General features: G+C 52.8%; 22 protein-coding genes. 11 read left to right on the top strand and 11 right to left on the bottom strand.

Annotation, left to right across the window (positions count from 1 at the left end):
- Nucleotides 1-329 precede the first annotated feature (329 nt).
- From AC07P6_RS17155 to AC07P6_RS17125, 7 genes are all read left to right on the top strand, one after another.
- On the top strand, nucleotides 330-1,244 hold the full coding sequence (locus tag AC07P6_RS17155) for a LysR substrate-binding domain-containing protein (RefSeq protein ID WP_139538062.1): 915 nt from the start codon (nucleotides 330-332) through the stop codon (nucleotides 1,242-1,244).
- A 169-nt stretch (nucleotides 1,245-1,413) separates the two neighbouring features.
- Nucleotides 1,414-2,673 carry a flavin-containing monooxygenase gene (locus AC07P6_RS17150; protein WP_478313873.1) on the top strand — a complete coding sequence of 420 codons (1,260 nt, stop codon included), beginning with the start codon at nucleotides 1,414-1,416 and terminating at the stop codon, nucleotides 2,671-2,673.
- Nucleotides 2,674-2,696: 23 nt separating this feature from the next.
- A complete protein-coding gene (locus AC07P6_RS17145) occupies nucleotides 2,697-3,131 on the top strand; it encodes a RidA family protein (protein WP_139538064.1) in 435 nt (144 codons plus the stop codon).
- Entirely contained in the window at nucleotides 3,128-3,802 is a 675-nt protein-coding gene (locus tag AC07P6_RS17140) for a DUF1028 domain-containing protein (protein WP_478313872.1), read from the top strand. Before AC07P6_RS17145 ends, AC07P6_RS17140 begins: the two co-directional genes overlap by 4 nt.
- Nucleotides 3,795-4,964, top strand: coding sequence for an acetylornithine deacetylase (argE, locus tag AC07P6_RS17135; RefSeq protein WP_478313870.1), 1,170 nt, complete (start codon nucleotides 3,795-3,797; stop codon nucleotides 4,962-4,964). The genes AC07P6_RS17140 and argE overlap by 8 nt, the downstream gene beginning before the upstream one ends.
- Nucleotides 4,965-4,987: 23 nt before the next feature.
- Complete coding sequence (locus AC07P6_RS17130) at nucleotides 4,988-5,803, top strand: phytanoyl-CoA dioxygenase family protein (RefSeq protein WP_478313869.1); 816 nt, start codon at nucleotides 4,988-4,990, stop codon at nucleotides 5,801-5,803.
- Nucleotides 5,804-6,371: 568 nt separating this feature from the next.
- Nucleotides 6,372-7,355 carry a hypothetical protein gene (locus tag AC07P6_RS17125; protein WP_478313868.1) on the top strand — a complete coding sequence of 328 codons (984 nt, stop codon included), beginning with the start codon at nucleotides 6,372-6,374 and terminating at the stop codon, nucleotides 7,353-7,355.
- A 227-nt stretch (nucleotides 7,356-7,582) separates the two neighbouring features.
- Here AC07P6_RS17125 and gap read toward each other — a convergent pair whose 3' ends face one another.
- Together gap and AC07P6_RS17115 are read right to left on the bottom strand one after the other, a co-directional pair.
- Entirely contained in the window at nucleotides 7,583-8,593 is a 1,011-nt protein-coding gene (gene gap / locus AC07P6_RS17120) for a type I glyceraldehyde-3-phosphate dehydrogenase (protein ID WP_478313866.1), read from the bottom strand.
- 78 nt (nucleotides 8,594-8,671) lie between these two features.
- Nucleotides 8,672-9,652 carry a GlxA family transcriptional regulator gene (locus AC07P6_RS17115; protein ID WP_478313864.1) on the bottom strand — a complete coding sequence of 327 codons (981 nt, stop codon included), beginning with the start codon at nucleotides 9,650-9,652 and terminating at the stop codon, nucleotides 8,672-8,674.
- Nucleotides 9,653-9,881: 229 nt separating this feature from the next.
- On the opposite strand from AC07P6_RS17115, the gene AC07P6_RS17110 reads away from it, so the two are divergent.
- Nucleotides 9,882-10,382: a P-loop nucleotide/nucleoside kinase family protein gene (locus tag AC07P6_RS17110; protein WP_478313862.1), complete on the top strand. Its 501-nt coding sequence runs from the start codon at nucleotides 9,882-9,884 to the stop codon at nucleotides 10,380-10,382.
- Nucleotides 10,383-10,519: 137 nt separating this feature from the next.
- On the opposite strand, the gene AC07P6_RS17105 is transcribed toward AC07P6_RS17110, so the two are convergent.
- The 3 genes from AC07P6_RS17105 to AC07P6_RS17095 all read right to left on the bottom strand — a co-directional run bounded on the left by AC07P6_RS17105 (nucleotide 10,520) and on the right by AC07P6_RS17095 (nucleotide 12,738).
- Nucleotides 10,520-10,963 (bottom strand): cell envelope integrity TolA C-terminal domain-containing protein, encoded by a 444-nt coding sequence (locus tag AC07P6_RS17105; protein ID WP_478317031.1) that lies wholly within the window; start codon nucleotides 10,961-10,963, stop codon nucleotides 10,520-10,522.
- Between the two features lie 242 nt (nucleotides 10,964-11,205).
- Nucleotides 11,206-11,688, bottom strand: a complete 483-nt coding sequence (locus AC07P6_RS17100; protein WP_478313860.1) for a glutathione peroxidase — start codon at nucleotides 11,686-11,688, stop codon at nucleotides 11,206-11,208.
- A 132-nt stretch (nucleotides 11,689-11,820) separates the two neighbouring features.
- Entirely contained in the window at nucleotides 11,821-12,738 is a 918-nt protein-coding gene (locus tag AC07P6_RS17095; protein ID WP_478313858.1) for a LysR family transcriptional regulator, read from the bottom strand.
- Nucleotides 12,739-12,841: 103 nt separating this feature from the next.
- Between AC07P6_RS17095 and AC07P6_RS17090 the strand changes: the two genes are divergently transcribed.
- Entirely contained in the window at nucleotides 12,842-14,029 is a 1,188-nt protein-coding gene (locus AC07P6_RS17090) for an MFS transporter (protein WP_478313856.1), read from the top strand.
- Between the two features lie 55 nt (nucleotides 14,030-14,084).
- Here AC07P6_RS17090 and AC07P6_RS17085 read toward each other — a convergent pair whose 3' ends face one another.
- Nucleotides 14,085-14,978, bottom strand: a complete 894-nt coding sequence (locus tag AC07P6_RS17085; protein ID WP_478313854.1) for a dihydrodipicolinate synthase family protein — start codon at nucleotides 14,976-14,978, stop codon at nucleotides 14,085-14,087.
- A 20-nt stretch (nucleotides 14,979-14,998) separates the two neighbouring features.
- Nucleotides 14,999-15,694: a B3/B4 domain-containing protein gene (locus AC07P6_RS17080; protein ID WP_478313852.1), complete on the bottom strand. Its 696-nt coding sequence runs from the start codon at nucleotides 15,692-15,694 to the stop codon at nucleotides 14,999-15,001.
- A 43-nt stretch (nucleotides 15,695-15,737) separates the two neighbouring features.
- On the opposite strand from AC07P6_RS17080, the gene AC07P6_RS17075 reads away from it, so the two are divergent.
- Nucleotides 15,738-16,340, top strand: a complete 603-nt coding sequence (locus AC07P6_RS17075; RefSeq protein ID WP_434659047.1) for a helix-turn-helix domain-containing protein — start codon at nucleotides 15,738-15,740, stop codon at nucleotides 16,338-16,340.
- 289 nt (nucleotides 16,341-16,629) lie between these two features.
- Here AC07P6_RS17075 and AC07P6_RS17070 read toward each other — a convergent pair whose 3' ends face one another.
- The 4 genes from AC07P6_RS17070 to paaZ all read right to left on the bottom strand — a co-directional run bounded on the left by AC07P6_RS17070 (nucleotide 16,630) and on the right by paaZ (nucleotide 24,080).
- Nucleotides 16,630-17,619, bottom strand: coding sequence for a DUF4365 domain-containing protein (locus AC07P6_RS17070; RefSeq protein ID WP_352412305.1), 990 nt, complete (start codon nucleotides 17,617-17,619; stop codon nucleotides 16,630-16,632).
- A gap of 339 nt (nucleotides 17,620-17,958) precedes the next feature.
- Nucleotides 17,959-19,197: an IS110 family RNA-guided transposase gene (locus AC07P6_RS17065; RefSeq protein ID WP_049089368.1), complete on the bottom strand. Its 1,239-nt coding sequence runs from the start codon at nucleotides 19,195-19,197 to the stop codon at nucleotides 17,959-17,961.
- 307 nt (nucleotides 19,198-19,504) lie between these two features.
- On the bottom strand, nucleotides 19,505-21,772 hold the full coding sequence (gene tynA, locus AC07P6_RS17060; RefSeq protein ID WP_434659045.1) for a primary-amine oxidase: 2,268 nt from the start codon (nucleotides 21,770-21,772) through the stop codon (nucleotides 19,505-19,507).
- Between the two features lie 262 nt (nucleotides 21,773-22,034).
- Nucleotides 22,035-24,080 (bottom strand): phenylacetic acid degradation bifunctional protein PaaZ, encoded by a 2,046-nt coding sequence (paaZ, locus tag AC07P6_RS17055; RefSeq protein ID WP_478313850.1) that lies wholly within the window; start codon nucleotides 24,078-24,080, stop codon nucleotides 22,035-22,037.
- A 285-nt stretch (nucleotides 24,081-24,365) separates the two neighbouring features.
- Between paaZ and paaA the strand changes: the two genes are divergently transcribed.
- Nucleotides 24,366-25,295 (top strand): 1,2-phenylacetyl-CoA epoxidase subunit PaaA, encoded by a 930-nt coding sequence (gene paaA / locus AC07P6_RS17050; RefSeq protein ID WP_478313849.1) that lies wholly within the window; start codon nucleotides 24,366-24,368, stop codon nucleotides 25,293-25,295.
- Nucleotide 25,296 lies beyond the last annotated feature (1 nt).

Below are 25,296 nucleotides of genomic sequence, written 5' to 3'. Positions count from 1 at the left end.
AGCAATATTAACCTTAAGTAATTCAACGCAATTAATGCGAAACAGTATTGAAACAACTTAAAAACAATCACTGTTATTTTTAACCCGAATTTCCCATGAAATGAAAATTTGCGCAATAGTGGGGCGCGTGGTGAGCCAATAAGGTGCAGGGCGAGACTTTATGGTGCAATCGGGTAAATATCACTCAAGGAATAAGAAGCGAAGAAATAGAGTTAGCGACTGGCCAATCAATATTTTAATCAAAATCGGTATGGCACGAGGCTTGCAAGTTGCATATCGGAAAACTAAGCCTGATTGCAGTAAGACAATATTTTATCAATGGTGACGCTATGAACCGATTTACCCTTAAACAGCTAAAGTATTTCGTGACGGTGGTGGAAACGGAGAGTATTGCCGAGGCCTCCCGCCAGCTGCACATTGCTCAGCCATCAATCTCGATTGCGATTAAAAACCTTGAAAGCACTTTCGACCAGCAGTTGTTTATCCGCCATCATGCGCAGGGCGTTTCCCTGACCTCTGGCGGACGGCGTTTCTACGATAAAGCCAAAGAGCTACTGCGGCTGTCGTATGAGTTTGAGCAGAATTCGCGGGCGGATAAAGAGCTGGTTTCCGGGACTATTTCTGTGGGTTGCTTTGAATCCGTTGCGCCGTTGTATATGCCAAAGCTGGTTGCCGGGTTTAAAAAAATGTATCCCGAAATCACCCTCCAGCTCTACGATGGCGAACAGCACGAACTGATGCATGGCCTGCACCGTGGGCGATTCGATCTGGCGCTGGTCTACGATCTGGAATTAGGGCACTCCATTCATAAAGAGCTGCTGAATGCGCCGCATAAACCTTATGCTTTGTTGCCTGCGTCTCATCCGCTGGCGCAGAAAAAATGCGTCACGCTTCAGGAGTTAAGCCGGGAACCGATGATTTTGCTCGATGCGGTTCCCAGCAAAAACTATTTTGTCTCGATATTTAAGGAAAAAGGTTATCACCCGGAAGTTGCCTACAGTTCGCCATCTATTGAAATGGTGCGCTGCATGGTCGGGCAGGGATTAGGCTTTTCGGTACTGGTTACCCGCCCGCTTTGTGACATGACCTATGATGGTGAAAAACTGGTGCAGCTGGATATTGCCGATGAAATGCCGGCATCCACATTAATTATGGCGCATCTGACAAATAATGAACCCACGCGTCCGACGCAGCTCTTTATGGATTATTGTCGCAGCATTGAGTTAACACCGCATCAGGTCTGATTATTTTATTTGGCTAACAGGAAACATTATTTTTTATTGTTTATATAGCCTCGTAAATTTCTATTCAGAGGAACGTTTTATAATATTTTACCATTTCATCACACTTACTTAACCTGAGTTCTGTCAATTCCGGCAAATAGCCGGACAACCGTGCTTGAAGGACACAGAAATGACAGATCAGATTACAGAAATCGATACCCTGGTGGTTGGCGCGGGACAGGCAGGCGTCGCGATGAGCGAGCATCTGACCCATCACGGCGTCCCCCATCTGGTACTGGAAAAAAAACGCATCGCTGAGGCCTGGCGCAGCGGCCGCTGGGATTCGCTGGTCGCCAACGGACCCGCCTGGCACGATCGGTTTCCCGGCATGACGTTTCCTGGCTGCGATGCCGATAGTTTTGTCGCCAAAGAGCAGATCGCCGACTATTTCGCCGCTTATGCCAAAATGTTTAATGCCCCGATACGCACCGGCGTTGAGGTGTTCAGCGCTGAACGTTTAGACGGGCGTCCGGGCTTTCGCGTCGAGACATCGCAGGGAATCATCGAGGCTCAGCGCATCGTCGCCGCCACCGGGCCATTCCAGCTCCCGACGATCCCGCCTATCGCGCCGCAGGATAGCGCAGTTCATCAAATTCATTCTGCACAATATTACAATCCGCAGCAGCTCCCGGAAGGCGGCGTACTGGTGGTTGGCGCAGGCTCTTCCGGCGTGCAAATCGCTGATGAGTTACGCCGGGCAGGGCGCGCGGTGTGGTTGTCTGTCGGCGCACACGATCGCCCGCCGCGCCGCTACCGTCAGCGTGATTTTTGCTGGTGGCTGGGAGTATTAGGGCTGTGGGATGCGCCAGCCAACCAGCCTGGAAAAGAGCACGTGACGATTGCGGTCAGCGGCGCTCGGGGCGGAAATACCGTCGATTTCCGCCAGCTGGCGCACCAGGGCATTACCCTGGTTGGCCAAACCCAATCCTTTACCGAAGGGAAAGCCTTCTTCCGCGACGATCTGGAGGACAATATTCGCCTCGGTGACGCCTCTTATCTGGCGCTGCTCGATGCCGCCGATGACTATATTGCCCGCAACGGATTGACGCTGCCAGAAGAGCCGGAGGCACGCTTCTTCCTGCCCGACCCTGATTGCCTGACCCAACCGCTCGCTGAACTCGATCTGCAAAAAGCGGGCGTGCGCAGCATTATTTGGGCCACCGGATATACCACCGATTACCGCTGGCTGAAGGTGAACGCCTTTAATGAACAGCAGCGCCCGCAGCATCATCGCGGTGTCTCCAGCGAACCCGGCGTCTATTTCCTTGGCTTACCCTGGCTTTCTCGTCGTGGCTCAACCTTTATCTGGGGCGTCTGGCACGATGCGAAATATATCGCCGATCAGATTGCCATTCAGCGCCAGTATCAACACTACCAACCCTCCTGCTAACGCCTGATTTGAGGACGCAAAATATGCCAACACATACCCGCATTCGGATGTTTAACACCAAAGAGACCTACCCGAATCAGACGCTCAACAACGATCTGTGCCAGGCGGTACGCGCAGGCAATACCGTTTACGTTCGCGGCCAGGTCGGAACCGATTTTGACGGCAACCTGATAGGTCTTGGCGACCCGCGCGCTCAGGCGGAGCAGGCGATGAAAAACGTTAAGCAACTGCTGGAAGAGGCCGGAAGCGATCTGACGCATATCGTCAAAACGACGACCTACCTTATTGACCCGCGCTATCGCGAGCCGGTGTATCAGGAAGTGGGTAAATGGCTGAAAGGCGTGTTTCCGATTTCGACCGGCGTGGTGGTGTCGGCTCTCGCGCAGCCGCAGTGGCTGATGGAAATTGATGTCACGGCGGTGATACCTGATGACTGGAATGAACAGGGGGCGTTATGACCATTTCTATTTCCGCCTTGTGCCCGGAGTCAGGTCAGCTAGGGATCGCGATTAGCTCGTCGAGCATTGCTGTCGGCGCTCGCTGCCCGTGGCTGCTACCTGGCGTTGGCGCGGTATCCAGCCAGAATATTACGCTGCCCGCACTTGGGCCGCAGATCCTTGCCGGTCTGGAAGCGGGGCTCCCCCCGGAGCAGGCCCTGAAGCAGGCGCTGGGCGAAGACCGGTTTAGTGATTATCGCCAGGTGGTGGTGATCGACGCCAGCGGCGAAAGCGCCGTTTTCAGCGGCGAGCATACGCTGGGTATCTGGCAGGTGGCGCAGGGCGAGAATTGCGTGGCGGCGGGAAATATGCTCGCCAACCCGCAGGTCATTATCGCTATGACGGCGGCGTTCGAAGGTGCTACCGGTGAACTGGCCAGCCGTTTGATTACGGCTCTGCAGGCGGGAATTGATGCGGGCGGCGAAGCGGGGCCGGAGCACTCGGCGGCGCTGAAAGTGGTGGAAGATTACGCCTGGCCAGTCGTTGATTTACGCGTGGACTGGGCGGAAGAGAGCCCGGTGGCGGCGCTGGAAGCTTTGTGGCTGGCCTATGAGCCGCAAATGGAAGCGTACATTACCCGCGCGCTGGACCCGCGTGAAGCGCCGACCTACGGGGTGCCGGGCGATGAGTAATCGCCTGCAGGAGATCCTCGGAGAGCTGCTGGCGTTTGATACCACCAGCCGCGAGTCGAATCTGGCACTGATTACCTGGGTCGCCGACTTTTTGCACGCGCGTGGCATAACATCACAGCTGTTTTATGATGACGAAGGACGCAAAGCGAACTTGTATGCCCGAATCGGCCCATCGGGTCCCGGCGGCGTGATGCTCTCCGGCCATACCGACGTGGTGCCGGTGGATGGCCAGGCGTGGACGGTGCCGCCGTTTGCGCTGACCGAACGCGACGAGCGCTATTACGGTCGCGGCAGCGCGGATATGAAAGGTTTTATCGCCTGCGTTCTGGCATCGCTGGAGGCGTTTCTTGCAGCGCCGCTGCGAATGCCGCTGCATCTGGCGTTTTCTTATGATGAAGAGGTCGGCTGTCTGGGCGTGCGCAGCCTAGTGGATTTTCTCGGTGCGTCGGCTGAAAAACCGGCGCTGTGCATTATCGGCGAGCCGACAGAAATGCGCCCGGTCTATGGGCACAAAGGCAAACTTGCCATGCGCTGCTGCGTGGAGGGGCACGCCTGTCACTCAGCTTATGCTCCGCAAGGGGTTAATGCGATCAGCTATGCGGCGAAGCTGATTAACCGCCTGGATACGCTGGGTGAAAGCTTCGCGCAGCAACAGGACAGCCGGTTTTCCCCACCATCGGGCACGCTGCAGGTGGGAACCCTCCACGGCGGCGCGGCGCTGAATATCGTCCCGCAATCCTGTTGGTTTGATTTTGAAATCCGCTATTTGCCCGGCACGCAACCACATTCGGTGACAGACGCCCTGGGCGATTATGCCCGCGAGCAGCTTCTCCCGGCGATGCGCAAGGTGGCGCAGAGTTGCGATATCCGTTTCCTGCCGCTAAGCCACTATCCGGGACTGTTGAGCGACCCGCAGTCGGACTTTGCCCGCTGGCTGGCGCAGTGGTGCGGTAAAGACAGTCTCACAACGGTTGCCTATGGTACCGAAGGCGGCCTGTTTGATGAGGCGGGCATTGCGACGCTCATTTGCGGGCCGGGCAGCATGGAGCAGGGCCATAAGGCGGACGAGTATATCAGTATCTCCCAGACGGAACGCTGTATGGCGATGTTGAAAAACCTTTGCGCATGGATGCGCGCCGATACCCCCGATTCTCTCACCTGATCTATCAACACAGGATGGCGACTATGCAAAACCAGCACTCCCCGCGTATTGATCAACAGACCATCGACCGCTGGCAGGCGGATGGCGTGGTGCTACTCAAGGGCGTATTTACGCCGTGGATCGAGAGCCTGTCGGGCGGCGTCGCCGCGCTGATGGCAAACCCCAGCGAGTATGGCCATGCGCGAACGGTGATCCCAAAGGATGGTTCTGCGCCGTTTTTTCAGGACTACTGCAACTGGGCGCGGATCCCGGAATTTAGGGATTTTGTGTTTCAGTCTCCGGCGGCGGAAATCGCCGCGGCGCTAATGGGCTCGCAGACGGCGAAGTTTTTCCACGAACACACGCTAGTGAAACAGCCTGGCGGCAGTACCGTTACGCCATGGCATCACGATCAGCCCTATTACTGCGTGGAAGGGCGGCAGAACGTGAGCTTATGGATCCCACTGGATCCGGTGGCGGAGGAGATTTCGCTGCGCTGCATTCGCGGTTCACATCTGTGGGATGACGAATTCAGCCCAACGCGGTTTAACGGTTCAAAGCTCTACGCACACACACGCTTTAAAGAGCTGCCGGATATTGATGCCCATGAGGAGGATTATGACATTGTGAGCTGGGCGCTGGAGCCGGGCGATGCGGTGGCGTTTCATTTTCGCACGCTACATGGGGCTAAGGGGAATTCAACCACTCGTTCGCGCCGGGTTTTTTCCGCTCGGTGGGTGGGGGACGATGCGACTTTCGCCGATCGTGGTGGGGTGACATCGCCGCCGTTTCCCGGACTTAAGCTGCGCGACGGCGAGCCGCTGGTCGCCGATGAATTTCCGCAGGTATGGCCACGGTAACGATGATAAGGCCGGCTGGGCAATGGGCGAGAAGCGAACATTCCCCGCGCGGCTCTTGTGGCCAGGTTGATAGGTAAACCTGGCTGCAGTAAGGCAATTTATTACGTTTAAATCTGGCGTATTAAATAATCAATAATACAAATAGAAATATACGCCATTTTTAATAAATGCAAGTATTCAGAGGATGATTGCCACAAAAATAAGATAATTCCAGAGAGGTTAAGAGTGTTTGCCTATAATGGACATTATCGCGGCAAATTCACCTTCAAATATATTCTCATTATTTACAGTTAGTTACACTTGCAATGTGATATTTTGGGCGATAAAAAATGGTTAAAATAATATCTTCTACTAATATCAAATTGTTGATTAAATTCATGCATCGTTAATTCGTATTAATTTAGATGGTTGGCTTTATATCGATTCGCCCGCAATTCAAGCGGTAGTGATAGCTGCTTCGTTTATTACCCAATTCGATGTTGCCATAGATCTGGCAGGTAAACTTCTGCTGTGGACGTTTGTGCAATACGGCTTCGGGACTAAAGAGTTATTTTAAAGGACAACGTAAATGACGAATATCTACGAATCTACCCATTTAGGCAATCAGGAACCCGCTAGGCACTTGCCTGCCGCCGCTGTAAACAGCGCAAGCGCGGTATCATGGGGGGCAATATTTGCAGGCGCAGCTGCAGCGGCTTCGCTGGCGCTGATGTTGCTTATGCTTGGCGCTGGATTAGGCCTTACCTCCATTTCCCCTTGGGAAAATCACGGCCTTGCGGCCGGTACCGTAGGCATTGCCGCTATCGCATGGCTGACATTTACACAAATCGTGGCATCAGGAATGGGGGGATACCTGGCCGGACGCCTTCGTACGAAATGGGTTGATACTCATACCAATGAAGTTTATTTTCGCGATACTGCGCATGGTTTTTTGACGTGGGCCGTTGCATTGCTTGTATCCGCAGTCCTTTTGACCACAACCATCAGTTCTCTCATCGGCGGTAGCGCAAAAGTGGTGGGCTCCGTTGCCGGGGGCGCGACGGCAACCGCCATGAATAATGCGGGAAACAAATCCTCTGTGCTGTCGAAGTCATCGATGGAATATTTTACCCGCTCACTTTTTAGGGCGACCGGTCCCACCCCGACAGAAAACAGCGGACTTCCTGCAAATTCATCAGGTAATGACGTCATGGCAATGAATCAGCCCGCGCCGCCAAGAGCCGAGTCACCAGCGCAATTAGCAGAGGTTACGGGTATTTTTGCTAACAGTATTTATTCTGGCGCGCTTCCCCCGGATGACCTGACTTATGTGGCGCAGTTAGTTTCTCAAAATACCGGCATCAGTCAGAAAGAGGCCGAGCAACGTGTTCAGTCTGTTTATGATAAAGCGCAGGCCAATTTGAAAGAGGCAAAAAATAAAGCGCAGCAGGCCGCAGATACTGCCAGAAAAACCACTAGCTATGTCACCCTGTGGTCATTTATTTCTCTGTTAATCGGTGCGTTTGTCGCCAGCCTCTGCGCAACCTATGGCGGCCGTCAGCGTGATTTATAGCTTTCAATATTCATTATGAAGGAGGAACCTATGCGTTCAATATTGCTTTTCTTTCTGGGTGTGCCTATTCCTATCATTATTTTGATCGCGTTATTTGTGCACTAAATATTTTCCAGCACGACAGGAATACCTGATCAGAAAATATTTGCATTCCGCACATTGCCGTAAAAGCATAAATGCCCCTAGAGGGCATTTATGCTTTTTAGATTGAGTGCGAGAGCAGGGGGTTAGCGTTCACGCCTTGCCATCAACAGCGCCAGGTCGACGAGACGATTAGAGAATCCCCATTCGTTGTCGTACCACGCCAGAATTTTGACCATATTGCCGCCAATCACCAGCGTTGACAGACCGTCGATAATGGAAGAGCGCGGGTCACCCTGGTAGTCGCTTGAGACGAGCGGTTCATCGCTATAGCCGAGGATCCCTTTCAGCGGTCCCGCTGCGGCGGCTTCACGAAACGCATTATTGACCTCTTCTGCCGTCACATCCCGCTCAAGCGTCACGGTCAGGTCGACAATGGACACTACCGGAACGGGGACGCGCAGCGAATAACCGGTTAAGCGGCCATCCAGCTCAGGGATGACTTTACCCAGCGCCTTTGCGGCACCGCTGGAGTAAGGCACAATCGACAGCGCAGCGGCGCGGGCACCACGCAGGTCTTTTTCCGGCTGGTCGTGCAGCGCCTGGCTGTTGGTGTAGGCGTGGGTGGTGTTCATCAGACCATGCTTAATACCAAAATGCTGGTGCAGAACCTGTGCGGCAGGTGCCAGGCCGTTAGTCGTACAGCTCCCGTTGCTGACAACAAAGTGTTTATCCGGGGAGTAGAGCCCATCGTTAACGCCCATCACGATGGTTAAATCGTCGTTTTTACCGGGAGCGGAGATAATCACGCGCTTTGCGCCACCGCTGTGAATATGCACCGCCGCCTTATCACGGTCAGTGAAGAAGCCGGTAGCTTCAATAACGATATCGACTTCACGCTCACGCCACGGGATATTGGCCGGGTCGCGTTCGCTGAACACGGTAATGGGTTTACCGTCAACCACCAGTTGCCCCTCACCGGCGGTAACGTCGGCGTCGAGTTTTCCGAGCAGCGAGTCGTATTTCAGCAGATGCGCCAGCGTTTTACTGTCTGTCAGATCGTTGATTGCCACAATCTGAATATCCGGGTTACCCAGTGCAGCACGCAGTACGTTACGTCCGATACGGCCAAAACCGTTAATACCGACCTTTACCATGATCAACTCCTTATCTGTTGTCTCTGGAGCTAATGTAGGCCGGTCATGGGTTGGCGTAAATGACAAAAAAGGATCACTTTACGCCATTTTACGACAGTGAAAGCGCTGGCGATATTCACCCGGTGTGAGGTGAAGTTGTTTTTCAAACAGCCGCCGTAGGTTGATGCTGCTGCCAAATCCCGTTTGTTCGGCGATACGCTCCAGCGTCTCGTGAGTTTGCTCCAGACGCTGCCGGGCAGCGGCGAGACGGGCCTCGGCAACGTAGCGCGCCGGAGAAGCGCCGGTTTCACGGGTAAATACGCGGGTGAAATTTCGTGGACTCATGGCGACTTTTTCCGCCAGTTTATCCACGCTAAGGTCGGCGGTGAGGTTCTCAAGCAACCAGGCCAGCAGATCGTTAATTGGGCCCAGAGTGCTGGTTTGCTGAAAGTTGTAGCGGCTAAATTGCAGCTGGCCGCCGGGACGGCGCAGATACATGACGAAGTCCTGAGCGATGTCGCGCGCCAGGCTGAAGCCGTAGTCCTCTTCAACCAACGCGAGCGTCAGGTCAAAGCCGGAGCTGACCCCGCCTGAGGTCCAGATGTGTTCGTCCTGAATATAGAGCGGACCGCCTTCCACGCGCACCTGAGGATATTCCGCCTGCATGGTTTCCAGTAGCTTCCAGTGGGTGGTGGCGCGTCTGCCGTCCAGCAGTCCGGTTTGCGCCAGCAGCATCGCACCGCCGCAAATGGAGGCAATGCGACGAGCATGGGGAGCGGCAAGGCGCAGCCAGTCAACCACCGCGATCCCTTCCTGCGGGTTTTGACCTCTGCCGGTGATAATGATGGTATCGAGAGGCTCGCGAGGGTCTATCTCATGCAGGCGATGATCGGCCAGTAGATTTAAACCGGACTGACCATGGATCACCTGATGCGGCTGGGTTGTCGCTAGCTGGACCTGATAACAGATGTCCGTAGCGCCTTCCGGATGCAGACGGTTGGCCTGCATCAGAATGTCGGCAATACCGGCGGATTCAAACAGCATGCCGCCATCGGGGACAATAATAAGTATTTTCTTCATGTCCTGAAAAGTAATCTTTTTACAGAATAAGTCAACAGGGTTTGTGTGGGGGGAAACCTATTCCTGCCGTAGTGATAGCGTTGTCTCTTGCTGGTGGTTCAAACTTGTCAGCGGCAACAGCAAGTGCTGCTTTGAGCGAGGTATCATCATATTGCTGCGGCATGAATTCCCACAATTCATAGCCCGGTGTGTTTTAATACTTTTGGATTTCATCACTCAAGGGCAAGTTATGCTAATCATCTTCAGTGGCCTACCTGGAAGCGGGAAAAGTACTATCGCTCAGGCTTTGGCAAAGCAATTAAATGCTCTGTACTTGCGAATAGACACGATTGAGCAAGCCATACTTAAAGCCGAAGAAGATGACCGTGAAATGGGGCCTACTGGTTATTTTGTTGCTTACTCACTCGCCAGGGAAAACCTGCAATTAGGAGCAACAGTCATCGCTGACTCAGTGAATCCACTGGCATTAACCCGTGATGCCTATCGGGATATCGCTCTATCTGTAAGAACCGGCTTTTTAGAAATTGAAATTGTATGCTCTGATAAGGTTGAGCATCGTAAACGAGTAGAAACAAGGGTGTCTGAAGTCGAGGGGTTAACCCTGCCGGATTGGAAAGATGTTACTGATTTGAATTATGAACCATGGAACAGAGAACACCTCATTTTAGACTCATACAGTTTATCCAGCGATGAGTGTGTATCTCGGATCATCAAAGTTCTTTCGCGGTGACTTGGTCTTAAGAGGCTCCCCAACAATTATTATGCTGGGGAGTTAGCAATATCCGCTCATGGCACGCAGCAGATAGACTGGGTGACCATCAGATCTGCTATGAGCGAGGAGCAGATATTTAGATAGTTTTTGTGTGGCTAACCGCGCATGTCGAAGCCGGATTTTTGAAAATCTCTATAGACTTCGGGATTGTTGAAGGCTGGGAATTTCGCTTTTTGGGCTGCTGATTTTATCGCTTGGCAATAGGCTTTATTGCCATTGCTGGTTGATATGTTTGAAGCCGTGCCATCCTGAGCAAATTCAATATGCAACCTGCATTTTTTCCCTTTCCAGTTTTGCGGCTCAGCAAGTTTGGCGTTTATTGCCGCCCTGATTGCCCGCGCTTGTGCACCCCATTCATCCTGATCATCCCAGCGTCCTGAACTGCAATTACCGATTGCCGTGGTCTTATGGCAGCCGGGAGGATGTAACGGCGCGCATCCCGCAGCCAGGCTGGCCACAATGGTCAGCATAACGATTCTCTTTACTGTTTTATACGATCCCATTCCTTGCCCCTCAATCCATTTAAGCCTCAGCAATATTGGCATATTCTTCCTTCATTCCTGCCATCTTTTCAATCATGCGGGATCATAAGCCACGACCGCAACAATGACATAATGCGCCACTATTTCTTTTGAGCTAACCATTAATTGACCCTAACATTATAAATGTTAGCCAACAGGAGGTGAGCCTGAATGCCTCTCAAATGCCCGCTGAGGCATAACACGGATATAATCAATTTATGGAAAAATCGCTAAAGTGAAGGGCGTGGATGAGGGGAAACTTAGGTTTCAAGTGCAGCAACGATTGTAGCTTCCATCTTCTCCGGGGTAGTGATGGGCGCAAAACGCTTGAGCGGCTTACCATCGCGTCCGATCAAAAACTTGGTGAAGTTCCACTTGATCCGTCCGCCCAGCACGCCGGGCAATTCCTCTTTCAGATAACGAAACAGCGAGTGCGTTGCCGCGCCGTTGACTTCCACTTTCTCGAACATCGGGAAGCTCACGCCGTAGTTAATGTGGCAGGTCTGCGCGATTTCATCGGCACCACCGGGCTCCTGCTTACCAAACTGATTGCAGGGAAAACCAAGCACCACCAGACCCTGAGCGGCGTACTTTTTGTAGAGAGCTTCAAGGCCTGCGTATTGTGGGGTGAAACCACACTGGCTGGCGGTATTTACCACCAGAACCAGCTTGCCCGCGTAGTCTGCCATGGGGATCATTTCGCCACGCAGGCTGGTGGCCGTCAGTTGATGAAAGGGAGTCATCTTGAAATCCTCACGGTAGAAGTGCTTTTGCTGGGTTATTCACACAATTAGAGCTTGTGTGATATCTATTTGCAACATCTGCGGGAAAGGGCAATAAACAGACGTCCCTTGACCCTGTTATCCCGGTGACCATTAAACCCCGAAGGAGATATCGCTCAATTTCTGCTGGATGAAATCAATAAGCGCTCTTGTTTTCGTCGGTAAGTAACGCCTGTTTGAATAGAGGGCGAACAACTGCAATGGGGCTGCCGATTGTTCAAACTCCACCTCAATTAACCGTCCATCGTTAATGTAGGGCTGGCAGGCCTGTTTCGAAAGAATGGCAAAACCGACCCCGGCGACCGCAGCGCGCCCAGCCATCTCTCCGCTGTTGACCCGATAATGCCCTTTAACCTTAATGGTCTCGAATCCTCCCTTTTTATTGACGAACTGCCAGGGGGCGCCTTTCAATGCACTGACCGTTGTAATGCAAGGTAATTGTGCAAATTGCTGGATAGAAGAAGGGGTGCCATAGCGCTTAATGATGGAGGGGGCTGCAACAATGGTGCAGGGAATCGTCACCAGATGACGAGCGATATAATCACTGTCCTCCATCTGACCACGGCTAATAATGACAGCCAAATCCAGATCATCGCGCAGAGATTCGAAACCTGACAAATTGGTGACACAGCTAATTTCCAGATCCGGGTACTGACAGGCGAAATCGGCAATAACGGAACCCAGCAGTGCAGGGCCTATCTCATTGGGAATACAGATCCGTAATGGACCCTTGAGTTGCATCTGTCGTGACGTTAATTCGGTCTCGGTTTGCTCAAGCGCCTCCAGTAATGGCTTCGCTCGGGTATAGAGCAGGTGCCCCGCCTGGGTGAGCTTCATATGCCGGGTGCTGCGCTCAATAAGCTGGATATTCAGTTTTTCTTCTAACTGAGAAATGCAACGACTCACATTGGATGTCGGCATTTCCAGGGCCTTCGATGCCCCAACAAAACTTTCTCTTTCCACCACCGCAACGAACACTTTTAGGGTCGTAAAATCAAGGGCCGGACGCATTAACTATCCCATATATGATAATAATGTTTGCCATTTCTACCATATTATAAACACAGTTGATAGCGATTAAACTCGGGTCTCTTTCATCCATAGGTTGCTCGCTATGTCACTGACTACACAGACGTTTAATCACAAAGCCCTTATGCGGATAGCCTTCGTCATGGCGTTTATCCAGTTCACTAATGCGCTGGAATATATGGCGTTAACGCCTGTTTTTGCTTTTATGGCCGACGGGTTTTCGGTGCCGGTATCCTATGCTGGCTATGTCTCGGGGATGTACACGCTGGGTGCGGTCATTTCTGGGATTACTGCGTTTTATTGCATCCATCTGTTTAATAAAAAAACCTTCTTAATCAAAAATATGCTGTTGCTGGGAGCGCTCACCTTTTTGTCCACACTCACCACGCATTTTGGCATTCTTCTGGCACTACGATTTTGCGCAGGCTTAGTTGGGGGTACAACAATGGGGGTAGGGACGAGTATTTTAATTAATCATGCCCCGGCAAACTTACGCGGAAAAATACTGGCGACGGTGATTGCCTCATTTTCGATGGTCAGTATCGTCGGCATGCCCACAATATTATTTTTGTGCACGCACTATGGTTGGCATATTGCGCTGTGGTTAATCAGTTTACTTTGCCTGATCGCTTTACCGTTGATCGTTTTTATCCTCCCCAGGGATACGGCCTCATTAGGCGTAAAGGCCAGGCTGTCTATTGATACTCAAACCTTACTCTTTGCCTCTTGTTCTGCGCTTGTGCAATTTAGCCCAATGCTGATCATTCCTATATTGACGCCATTAATGACGCAATATATGGGCGCACAGCAAAAGCTATTACCTTTATTATTCTTAAGCGGCGGGGTTGCCGGTTATGTGTCTACAAAAATAACCGGTATTCTGACGTCACGTTTACCTGCGTTGATGCTGGCAACCCTTTCCACACTGTTGTTTGTCGCCAGTTTGCTGATCCCGGCGATGGGTTACCATAATGTCTTTCTATTTATCACCTTATTCCTTGGCGCCTCTTATAGCCGACTTGTCTGCGCGTCGTCGGTCGCGGTTCAATATCCTGAAGATGAACAACGCGCTAATTTTTCTTCGCTGCAGACAGCCATGATGTTCCTGATAACCACTTTTGCCTTCTTTCTGTCGTCCTTATTACTCCCTGACCAGGGATTAACCACGCAAAATCTAAACCGGCTGTTGGTTGTCAGTGCATTCGCCGCATGTGGATTTCCCGTCATGGTCATCATGCTGCAAAAGAAACTGGCTAAATCAATCCGTGGGTAACATCCGGGCTGAAGTCTTGCAGATATCAGCCCAGACTGTCGGTCCTTTGGGGGAGTTACTTCAGCTCCAGCGTGCTTATCACGCGGGCAATATCCACAATATCGCTTGCCGATAACGGCTGCAAAGGGCGAGGCAGGCAATCCGTATCGGTAAGTCCAAGCACACCCGCGGCAGCGGCAATCACGCGAATACTCCCGCCATGTTTACGGAACAGCGCCCACAACGGCTCAAGGCGAGTTGACAGGGCAGTAACACGTTCATGATCCTTCGCTGCGGCTGCTTCAGTGATTTGTTTCGCCATCTCCGGGAACAGACCGCCGCATACGGAATACCAGACTTCACAACCGGCGTTTAATCCCAGCCCGGCATAGGCATCGCCACTAATACCGATGGTTACGCCAGGGCGCAACTGGTGACGTAACGCATTCACCCGCTCAGCCGCTGCCGCCGGGCTATCCGGGACGCCGGGGATCTTAACCGAGCGAACACCCTCCAGTGATGAGAGACGACCGTGCAGTTCATCGGTAAAGGTAAAATGCGTGGTGCCCGGATTATCGTAGATACACACCGGGACAGACACGTGCCGGGTCACCGTCTCAAAAAGTGTAAAGACTTCTTCATCACGCAGAGACTGGTAGCTGACCGCCGGAAGCAACAGGGCATTCGCGCCAGCTGCCTGCGCATCATCTGCCAGATGCAGGATGGCATCGGTACTGACCGCCCCCACACACACCATCATTGGGATATCCCCGGCAAGCTGTTTGGCCAGCGCCGCGATGCGCTTGCGCTGCTCCCGGGTCAGATATGCATAGCTTCCGGTTGAGCCCAGAATGCCCATCGAATCAACACGGGCCGCCACCAGTCGGGCCACAATTTTACTGAATCCTTGTTCGTCGACGCCACTGCCAGCGATCGGGGTTAACGGGAAAGCAGATAAACCGGTGAACATGTTGTTTCTCCTGAATGATATTACTGGCATTGCTCTTCGATGAGAGCCACCTCAAACCGCAGACCGGGCATCATTTTTTCGAGGCCGTCGGTTAGCATCTTCCCGGCTTCGTAAAGCTTCTCCAGTGGCATCTGCGGCAGACTTTCCAGAATGAACCACATTTGCTGAGCTTCCACCCCTAAACGGGTTCTGATCCCCTGTCGCCAGTTCCAGCGGCGGCAGGTCACGCCGGTATCATCGCACCAGATAACTTCGCCTGGCGAAGGATATTCAACGGCGTTCTCACCCTCTTTGACGGTATCAAAAGGCTCTGTTCCTTTTGCCACCGCCAGGTGCGGCGAACCCTGATAGGCAGCGATATTCTCTCCACCAACCGGAACGGCGTAGCGGAGACTCACGGCATTATAGAGATCAACAATGGGATCGAGCGCTGGCATCGTTCCGTCACGCAATACGCGTTTACGTAACGCATCAGCTGAGCAAGGGGTGCGTTTGGGTTTTGCGCCAAACGTTTGAAAAACTTCGGCCCATGCTGCCAGATGAGATTCCGCCCATACTGGTTCACCGCTCAGAACCGCTTCACATGCTTCTCGCAGCGCTGTTTCTCCCGTATCCGGGTTAAGTACTGGCGCAGCTTTTACGGAGATGCTGAGTGCCCGAAAGCCGGGAGCAATACGATAAATTTCAAGGGCAATTGACGGAGAGACTGTTAACACGAGATAATCCTGTAATGACTAATTTATTCCATGATAATGACCGATGACCAAAAAAGTCAATTTAATGACCGACGCAAATTCTATCGTCAGCACCGTGAATGAAGCCGTCTCTCAACGGATCAAGCTGTATCGTAAGCAAAAGAAAATTTCCCTCGATGAACTCTCCCGTCGGGCGGGCGTCAGCAAGGGAGCGCTGGTTGAGATTGAGGGATGCCGGGCGAATCCCAGCATTGCCCTGTTATGCCGCCTGGCTGCCGCGATGGGCGTTTCGGTGGCGGATTTTGTTGATGTCAGCTCTAAACCGACCGTGCATCTCATTGCTGAAGATGAGATCCCAGAATTGTGGGCAGGTGAAAAAGGCGGAAGAGCAAGGTTGCTCGCAGGTTCGGGTGGGCCCGAAATGACAGAGCTCTGGATGTGGGAAATGCAGCCGGGGGAAAAATTTGCGTCACCCGGCCATACGGAAGGGACGCTGGAACTGTTTTATGTTCAGACGGGCACGCTCACGCTGGGCGTGCAGGACCAACTGTATCTGGTGAAGACCGGGTGTTCGGCAACAGCCAGAACGGACGTTCCTCATTTCTATGAAAATCGGGAGGAGGGCCCATTGGTGTTCATCATGACAGTACATGAGAAAGCGTCCTGAGGGATGCCCGGTATGTCAGGGTTCCAATCTCATTGGTGGTAGAACCAGACGGGGTTGGAACTACCGGCCTCAGCGCACCGGCGCATCTTACGATGCCCCCGTCCGGTCCACCATTGAGTTGTGACACTATGCATGACATACACGGATATCAACGGGAGGTTATCACTGAACGTATCGTTGGATAAATTACTGCCCAACAAAAGGTCCGCTGTGAGCGAATTGTGGACATAACGCTCACATTTTCGGCTAGTTTAGATCGCAGCAGAAAACCAGTCCGACAACATGCTTGTTAGGCACTTTTTAAGTACTCTCGCTGAATTTTATTGGTAAGTTCAATCCTCTGTATTTCGCTTGTGGTAAATAGCAACTGCACAAAACCCTCTTGTGCGGCGTGTAAAAGCCCAGTATCTTCTATTTTGTCTTCCGCCTTTAACCTACATTCTAATTCATGGATGAGCCGTAATAATTCTTTACCTCTAGAGGTCAGTGGTGCCATAAAAGATGGCTGCATCGCACGATCATACCAGTCAATCATACAGTCAGAGAAATCAACATCAGCTATACGCTGGTGTACGATGAACTTTATATACTCAAACAGAAAATTATGTTCTGAGTCGCCCACTCCGACACCAAAAGGTGAATTTTGATTTTGTAATTCAACGTCTGCCACGGTCATTGCTACATCCATACCAAAATATAAAGAGCGACAGATATTAGTTAGGCCGGAGCAGAATAGATTGAAATATGATACAGGAAATGAAGCATTGTTACTTTTAGCCTTAATCAAATAGTCAAGAACCTCTTCGACCGACATGAAGTCTTGATCTATGACCGCAAACCCTTCAAAGAGTGTTTTCGCACTGGTAGATTGTAAGACATTTAATTTGGGTATGGTAATACCCTTTGCATCTGTTGGCTTGGCAACTCTTAACACTTGGCGAGCATCTTGCCAATAACTTAAATTAGTATCTGGGTTGTGAATAATTATGAGTACAGGCAACGGAAATCTTTCCCAGTAAAATCGGTGCTTCTCTTCTGGGTGGAAAACCCAATCTCCTTTGCTTTCCTTAAAAAAGGATGGCCCTGACTTTATTTGAACAGCTATCATCCTTCCTGTGGCAAACCCCTCGGGACTAACATACTCAATCTGGCCATCAATTCCAACGTCAGCCATTGGAGTTTCACGCCAAATCTGGCCAATTTTTGCTATAGCTTCTGCGACAGCATTTACACCTAATCTTTCTTGAGAATTAGTTTGGTTATATTTGGGGAAATTCATATTTTCCTCAATTGCTTAATGCTGGCCATAGTGGCAGTAGAATCTGGTACAGAATTACGCCAGTAATTTAAGTAACAGGTTTTGCGGTCCGTTGCTCTTTCTGCCTTCTTCGTGATTTCTTCTCAACCTAAATTAATACCGAAGTACCTATTTTTCAACCGGTTTTTTACTCAAGCCGAGAAAACAATCCCGGCAAAATCCGTACTATCTTTTCGCCAGTTATTCGAAAATAAATTCATTGTCATCTGCTGTTTTTTTTACCAATGATTTTGGGGACACTGTAAAGCTACACCGGACGGCGTTTGTCCGCTTCACGCCCTGAGACATTCGACAAGCTTTTTATGGCTTCAGTAAGGGCGACTTTCGCGCTTCCAGTGTCAGCAAATATTTAGCTTCGTCGTAGCGGGTTCTGGTCTTCCAGCAGCGGTAAATGATCCTTATCCATTTAAACGCCAGAGCCCGGATTGCTGATTGATGCGATTTCCCTTTTTCTCGCTGTCTCTGGTAATAAAGTTTGGCCCAGTATGATGAATTAACCGTCTTGGCAGCCCATTCAACAAAGGTCTGCCTGACGAACTTGGCACATTGCCATCGCCAGTGAACCCATGATTTCTGGCCACTTCGTTCGGTCACCGGTGCAATACCTGCATAGTTTTGAATTTCTTCAGCGCTGTTAAACCGATCACGGTTATCACCAAGTGCAGCAAGCATACGTGGGCCCATACACGGCCCCATGCCCGGAAGTGATTTGAACAGCCCAGCATCTGGCAATGTGTCAAACAGCGTTTCGATTCGTTCGTCATAGGTTTTGATGATTTCACTCACGACTTTAATTTGTGTCGCCAGTGCTGTTGCCATCAAAGCATTAGCCTCTATAACACTCAGGTCTGTCGTCAATGGGATCGCGTTATCAATATTCGCAACACGTTGCTCGGTAAGGGCCATTGCGCGGCCACCTTTGGCATTCAGAAAGTTGCGAATCGTGTCGCGCCTGGCTCGTTTCAGTTGTTGCAGACTGGGCCACCGGATAATCAGCTCACACAACAGTAAGCTACCCCGATGTGAGAACCACTCCAGGGGCTGAGGATAATACTGTTTTAGCGTATTGATGAGTCGATTCACAAAGCGGCGTTTGTCCTCAACCAGCAGTCGACGCTGCTCAACTAACTGTTGAAGTAATCGGATATTGCCATTGTCGGGTTCTATGGCTTTTATCTTTTGGGGATAGCGTAGCATTAGCTCTAATGCTAACTCAGCATCCTGTGGATCATCCTTAGCACCGCTTGGCCAGAAGGTCTGCCGATAGCGGGCCAGTGACAACGCGTGCACAGGAAAAACAGTGACAAATGGGTACTTCTGGAGAGCATACACCACCGGGCCTTTCTTCAGCTCAAGGGCGATAGCGATCCTGCCTTTCACCTTTTGGTGCAACTCGTTGAGCCAGATATCAAGTGCTTCCGGAGTGTGTTCAACCACCTGGAATATGCGCTCGCCGTTTTTAAACTGAACGCAGACATCGTGTTTTTTATCCGCCCAGTCCAGACCAACATGAGCAGCAAACTGATTAATCGCAGTCATCACCAGCTCCTTTAAATCGAGGATTGGTATGCATTCCACGCTCTTCGAAAGAAATATAGTCAGCAGTTTTTCTGCATGCCCTGAGTATTCGTTAGCGAACGTGGAGCACTTACTGGCTCGAAAGCAAAGCGGCAATCATCAAACCACATGATTCTGGCACAATATTCGTAACCAGTAAGCGCATACCCTGAATCACTTAAAAGTGTAACTCTCAGGGTGTGAATGACTATATCTGGCATAACCCCATCATAAAAAACGGCGATAAACCCACCTCCCGGATTTATCGCCGTTCAGCCTTCAAATCACCTTACTTCTTCTTCTCACCCAGCGTTGGCGTCTCATCAAAGAAGTTCCACGGTTTCAACAACGCATGCGCCCATTCCGTCGGCATAATCGGCCACTCTTCGGCGCGCGCCACGTGGGTAGTGCCGGTAGTGATCCACACCACGTCATCGTTATTATCGAGCGACTCATCGTCCTTCGCATATTGCCCCAGACCGGTGTCGTGAATCGAGCGGTTCGGGTATTTGCCTTCCGGGTAACGCTCATCCTGATGATAGCGGGTGACCCACAGCTGCTTATCCATAAAGCTCAGACGGTGATAAATCCACTCGTCAGGGGCGAATTTCGCGCCAGTCGCCACCGGATGCGTGCCGCCCGCGTAAGGGATAATCTGGTACGAAACCGGATTGCCCATGCGGTTTTCTTTGGTGGTATTGCTCAGCAGACGAATGGTGCCTGGGTCAAACTTCTGCGCCGCTTTCTGCTCGCTGTCGATGCTGTACTGATTCACCTGCATGGTACTGGTGCGCGGGCCGCCGCCGGTGTTTGGCTTCACTTCCGGGTCCATCGCCACCAGGCTGTTATTTTCGCCGTCGACGTCGAGATCTAAGCGGAAGTTGTAAATATGCTGGTGGGTGGTGCCGACAATATTATGGTCGATCAGCGTCCCGTAGCGGGTATCGTCTTTGGCGCTCGGATCGTGCATGGTTTTCGCCAGCACGCCTTTCACCGCTTCAATGCCGGTGGCCCCGGCGTCGATGCCGATGGTGCCGTTTTCGTGGAACACCCAGTCAAAGATATAGTCGTAGTTGCCGACGGTACTTATCCAGCGCACCACCAGTTCGCGGCGCTCGGTGCTGACGTTCGGTTTGCCCATCTCCTGGTGTTTGTACTCCGGCCCGGCGTAGCGTTCGAAGATGGCGACGGCGCGCGGAATGGTCGACGGCGCGCCGGTGTAATCGGCGATGGTTTCATCCAGCAGCACGGCGTTAGACGGCGCATCTTTGCCGCGCACGATTGGCGAGGTCAGGGTGCCCATACCGTAATCGCCGGAATCCAGATACGCTTTGAAGTACCAGCCCACGTCCGGGTCGCCGTAAGGCACGATCATTCCGCCGAGCGATCCTTCGTACATCACCTGACGTTTTTTGCCGTTATCGTTATAGGTCACGGTGGAGAGAATCGGCCCGACGCGGGAGTTCAGGCGCAGGTGGAAGTCCCAGTTCTGCCAGTGAACCATATCGCCGGTGATGGTGTAGTTTTTGCCTTCAGGTTCGATGATCTCCAGCGGTTTCACCGATTTTGCGACCCGGTCGCGGCCATCGTACGGACGCGACTGCATCGGAACCGGGATCACCGGGCCTTCTTCAATCTTGATGATTTTTTTCTGCTCAAGGTCAACGACGGCGACCAGGTTTTCAATCGGGTGCGCCCAGTAGTTGCCGTCGCCGGTATCGAGATAGCTGACCACTTTAAGCAGGCGCGCGTCCTGCTTCAGGCCGTCTTTACCGTCGAAGTAACCGACGGTGAGCGGGGTGGTGACCACTTTGCTGGTGTCTTTGATGCCGTGTTTTTTCAGCACGTCAGCAAACTCGGTGCTGGCGTTAATGATGTTCTGCACGCTGGCGAAATCATCAAGCAGCACCATGCCGTGCGCGTCTTTAATCGGCGTCCAGGAGAGGATCTTTTTGTTTTGCAGATCGACCACGGCTTCAATCACATGTTTACCGTCGAGCATCACCACGTCGGCGGTGCGCGGGGCGTTAACCGGCGTGCCATTGAGGGCAAAATCCCACACGGCTTTTTTATCCGGTTCGTGCAGGGAAATTTCGGTGAAGCGCGTGTTGGCCTGGAACTCTGGCGCGGCTTTAACAATAGTGACCGCTTCGCCAATCTCTGCTGATGACAGCGAGTTTAGCGGGTGAGGGACTTTTTCGACCTGGAAGGTCTGATCGAGTCCGGACTGGAAAACGTCGTTGATAAAGGTTTCAGAAATCCACGCTTTGCCGTTTTTCATCACCACCGGCACCTGTAAGTTCAGCGACTTGCCGTTGAGGATCGCGGTTTTCGCGCCCGGCTTCACCTTCACATAGGCACCGTCTTTAATCAGGGTAAACACCTGTGCGTAATCATCCCACTGAACGTCCGCGCCAAAGTCTTGCAGCGTTTTGTCCATCGGGACCATATGCGCCTCGCCACCGTGGGCAAACGCCGGGCCAGTCCCGACGCAACACAGGGCGATAGCCAGCGCCAGTGCGGTTTTGCGTGTCTTTTGAATCAAAGCGTTAGACATTGTGACCTCATCTTATCGTTATGTTGTGCCGTGCCAGGCTTTTCGGTTCCAGTCTCTTAACCTAACAGCCAAACGTCACGAGGCGTTTGCTCACGCTTGCCAGGTTATTGGTCAGTTATGCCAGTTATAAAAAATGCCTCCGCAGAGGCATTCAGGTGATTGTGTCGGGTTTTTCCGGATGGCGGCTAGCGCCTTATCCGGCCTACAAACTCAAATTTAGGCCCGGTAAGGCGTTAGCCGCCACCGGGCAATCGCACGGAAATTACGCAGGAAAATCCCCTTTCTGACGCGCGACCAGCGTCAAAATGGAGTACAGCGCCACCGCCTGCTGATGCTGGTTGAAAATCTCCACCGCCCATTCCACCACGCCAGTGGCTTTCTCGTCGGCGCTGCGCTGGCGTTTCACCGTTTTGCGTTTGCAGGTCAGGCGTACCTGAATGGTGTCGCCCGGTTTTACCGGCTCGATAAAGCGCAGGTTTTCCATGCCGTAGTTGGCGATCACCGGGCCGACGCCCGCATCAACAAACAGTCCGGCGGCGGCGGATATCAGGAAGTAACCGTGTACCACGCGCTCGCCAAAAATCGACTCGGCGGCGGCAATCTTGTCCATATGGGCGTAGAAGTGATCGCCGCTCAGGCAGGCAAAGTTGACGATATCCGCTTCGGTCAGCGTGCGGCGCGGGGTGAGCAAGCTGTCGCCCGGCTGGATCTCTTCAAAATATTTGCGGAACGGGTGGATGCGGTCTTCCGCCACCTGCGCGCCGCGCACCCACTGCTGGCCGATGGCGGCAAGCATGGTCGGGCTGCCCTGAATCGCGGTGCGCTGCATGTAGTGTTTTACCGCTCGCAGACCGCCGAGTTCTTCGCCGCCGCCCGCGCGTCCCGGGCCGCCGTGTACCAGCTGCGGCAGCGGGGAACCGTGACCGGTGGATTCCACGGATGATTCCTCGTTCAGCACCTGAATACGTCCGTGCGCCCGTGCAGCACCGAGAATAAACTGACGGGCCAAATCACCCTTTGCCGTCACTAAGGTTCCCGCCAGGCTACCTTCACCGGCACGTGCCAGCGCCATCGCGTGCTCGCTATTCTGATACGGCATCAGCGTCGCCACCGGGCCAAAGGCTTCAATGGCGTGAACCGCCGCCACTTCATCCGGCTGCGGGCAGAACAGCAGCGTCGGCGGGAAGAACGCCCCGGCGGCGTTAAGATCGGCTTTACCGCCCAGCAAAACTTCACATCCGGCTTCCACCAGACGATTGACGTTATCCTGCACGTCCTGACGCTGCTCGCTATTAACCAGCGCGCCCATCTTCACGCCTTCCTGCGCCGGGTCGCCAACCACCACTTTTTGCAGCCGGGCAATTAGCGCTTCGCGCACCGCGTTGACCTGCGCCTGCGGCACGATAATGCGGCGAATAGCGGTACATTTTTGCCCGGCTTTGGTGGTCATCTCGCGCACCACTTCACGGATAAACAGTGCGAATTCCGGCTGTTCCGGCGTGACATCTTCGCCCAGCACGCAGCAGTTCAGCGAGTCCGCTTCCATGGTGAAGGGAACAGACTTCGCCACCAGATTGGGATGTACGCGCAGTTGCTGCCCGGTTTTTGCCGAGCCGGTAAAGGTCACCACGTCCTGATGGTCAAGCTGGTCGAGCAGATCGCCCGCGCCGCCGCAAATCAGGCTAATCGCGCCGTCCGGCACCAGCCCGCTGTCGACAATCGCCTTGACCATCGCCTGAGTCAGCTGCGCGGTGGCGGTGGCCGGTTTGATGATCGCGGGCATCCCGGCAAGCCAGGTTGGGGCGAGCTTTTCTAACATGCCCCAGCAGGGGAAGTTAAAGGCGTTGATATGCACCGCCACGCCGGATTTTGAGGTCAGCACGTGACGCGCGGCAAAGCCGCCCTGTTTAGACAGCGGGATCAGTTCATCTTCCGGCCACAGGGTATCGTCCGGCAGCTCGCGGCTGCCGAGGCCTGCGTAGGTGAAGAGGGTGCCGATACCACCTTCAATATCCACCCAGCTATCCGCCCGCGTTGCGCCGGTCTCGGCGGAGACGGCATAGAAATCGGCCTTCAGCTCCAGCAGATGTTTCGCCACCGCTTTTAACATCGCGCTGCGTTCAATAAAGGTCATCGCCTGTAACGCTTTACCGCCGCGTTCAATCGCGAAACGGCGCGCCTGCGCCATATCCAGACCCTCGCTTGTCACTTCCCATAACGCTTCGCCGCTGATGGCGTGATGAATGGTGCGGGTGCGGCCCCGGCCGGTCTGCCAGGCGCCGGATAAATAGCTGGCTAACTGCTGCATGGTTATTCTCCAGATATGTTACGTAATCTCGCTATAAATAGTTCTTTTCTGAATCATAAAATGCAAGCCTGATTTTAATAATTTGTTAACAATGCGATCGCAAACACCTTCTCCAATAGAGACATCACACTGTTTATAAAGGGATTGTTAAAAGCCTTTGCGGTACTCATCACAAAATGCGCAAACAAAATTTGTGGTTTTATTTAACTAAGATGTAACTTTTATAAAACAAAGTGATTCGCAAAAATTGATTTGTTGAATTTATCGGAATCATAAGGTGATGACGTGACAGAAGAAAAACGCTTTGACCAGCGCATCGCGCAGGATACAGCCATCGAACCGCAGGACTGGATGCCGGACGCCTACCGCAAAACGCTGATCCGCCAGATTGGTCAGCATGCGCATTCAGAAATCGTCGGCATGCTGCCGGAAGGTAACTGGATAACCCGCGCTCCGACGCTTCGCCGCAAAGCGATTCTGCTGGCGAAAGTGCAGGACGAAGCCGGGCACGGCCTGTACCTCTACAGCGCCGCCGAAACTCTCGGCTGCGCCCGTGAAGATCTGTATCAGAAGATGCTCGACGGGCAGATGAAGTACTCCTCCATTTTTAACTACCCAACCCTGACCTGGGCGGATATCGGCGTGATTGGCTGGCTGGTTGATGGTGCGGCGATCGTCAATCAGGTGGCGCTGTGCCGCACTTCCTACGGCCCGTATGCCCGGGCGATGGTCAAAATCTGCAAAGAAGAGAGCTTCCACCAGCGTCAGGGTTTTGAAGCCTGCATGGCGCTGGCGGCAGGGAGCGAAGAACAGCGTCAGATGTTGCAGGACGCCATTAACCGCTTCTGGTGGCCCGCACTGATGATGTTCGGCCCAAGCGACGACAACTCGCCGAACAGCGCCCGCAGCATGGCGTGGAAAATCAAACTGCATTCCAACGACGAACTGCGTCAGCGCTTTGTCGACAACACCGTCCCGCAGGTGGAAATCCTCGGCATGCAGGTGCCGGATGCTGACCTGACCCTTGACGAAGCCACCGGTCACTACCGCTACGGCGAGATTGACTGGCAGGAACTTAACGAAGTCATCAACGGGCGTGGCATCTGTAACCACGAGCGTCTGGGCGCAAAACGCAAGGCCTGGGAAGAGGGGGCATGGGTGCGCGAAGCCGCGCTGGCGCATGCCGAAAAACAGCAGGCCCGCAGCGCCGCCTAAG

Source organism: Klebsiella sp. GFKo11 (genome assembly GCF_056490265.1).
Note: the sequence above shows the minus strand (reverse complement) of the source record. Positions and strands in the feature narration are given on the sequence as shown.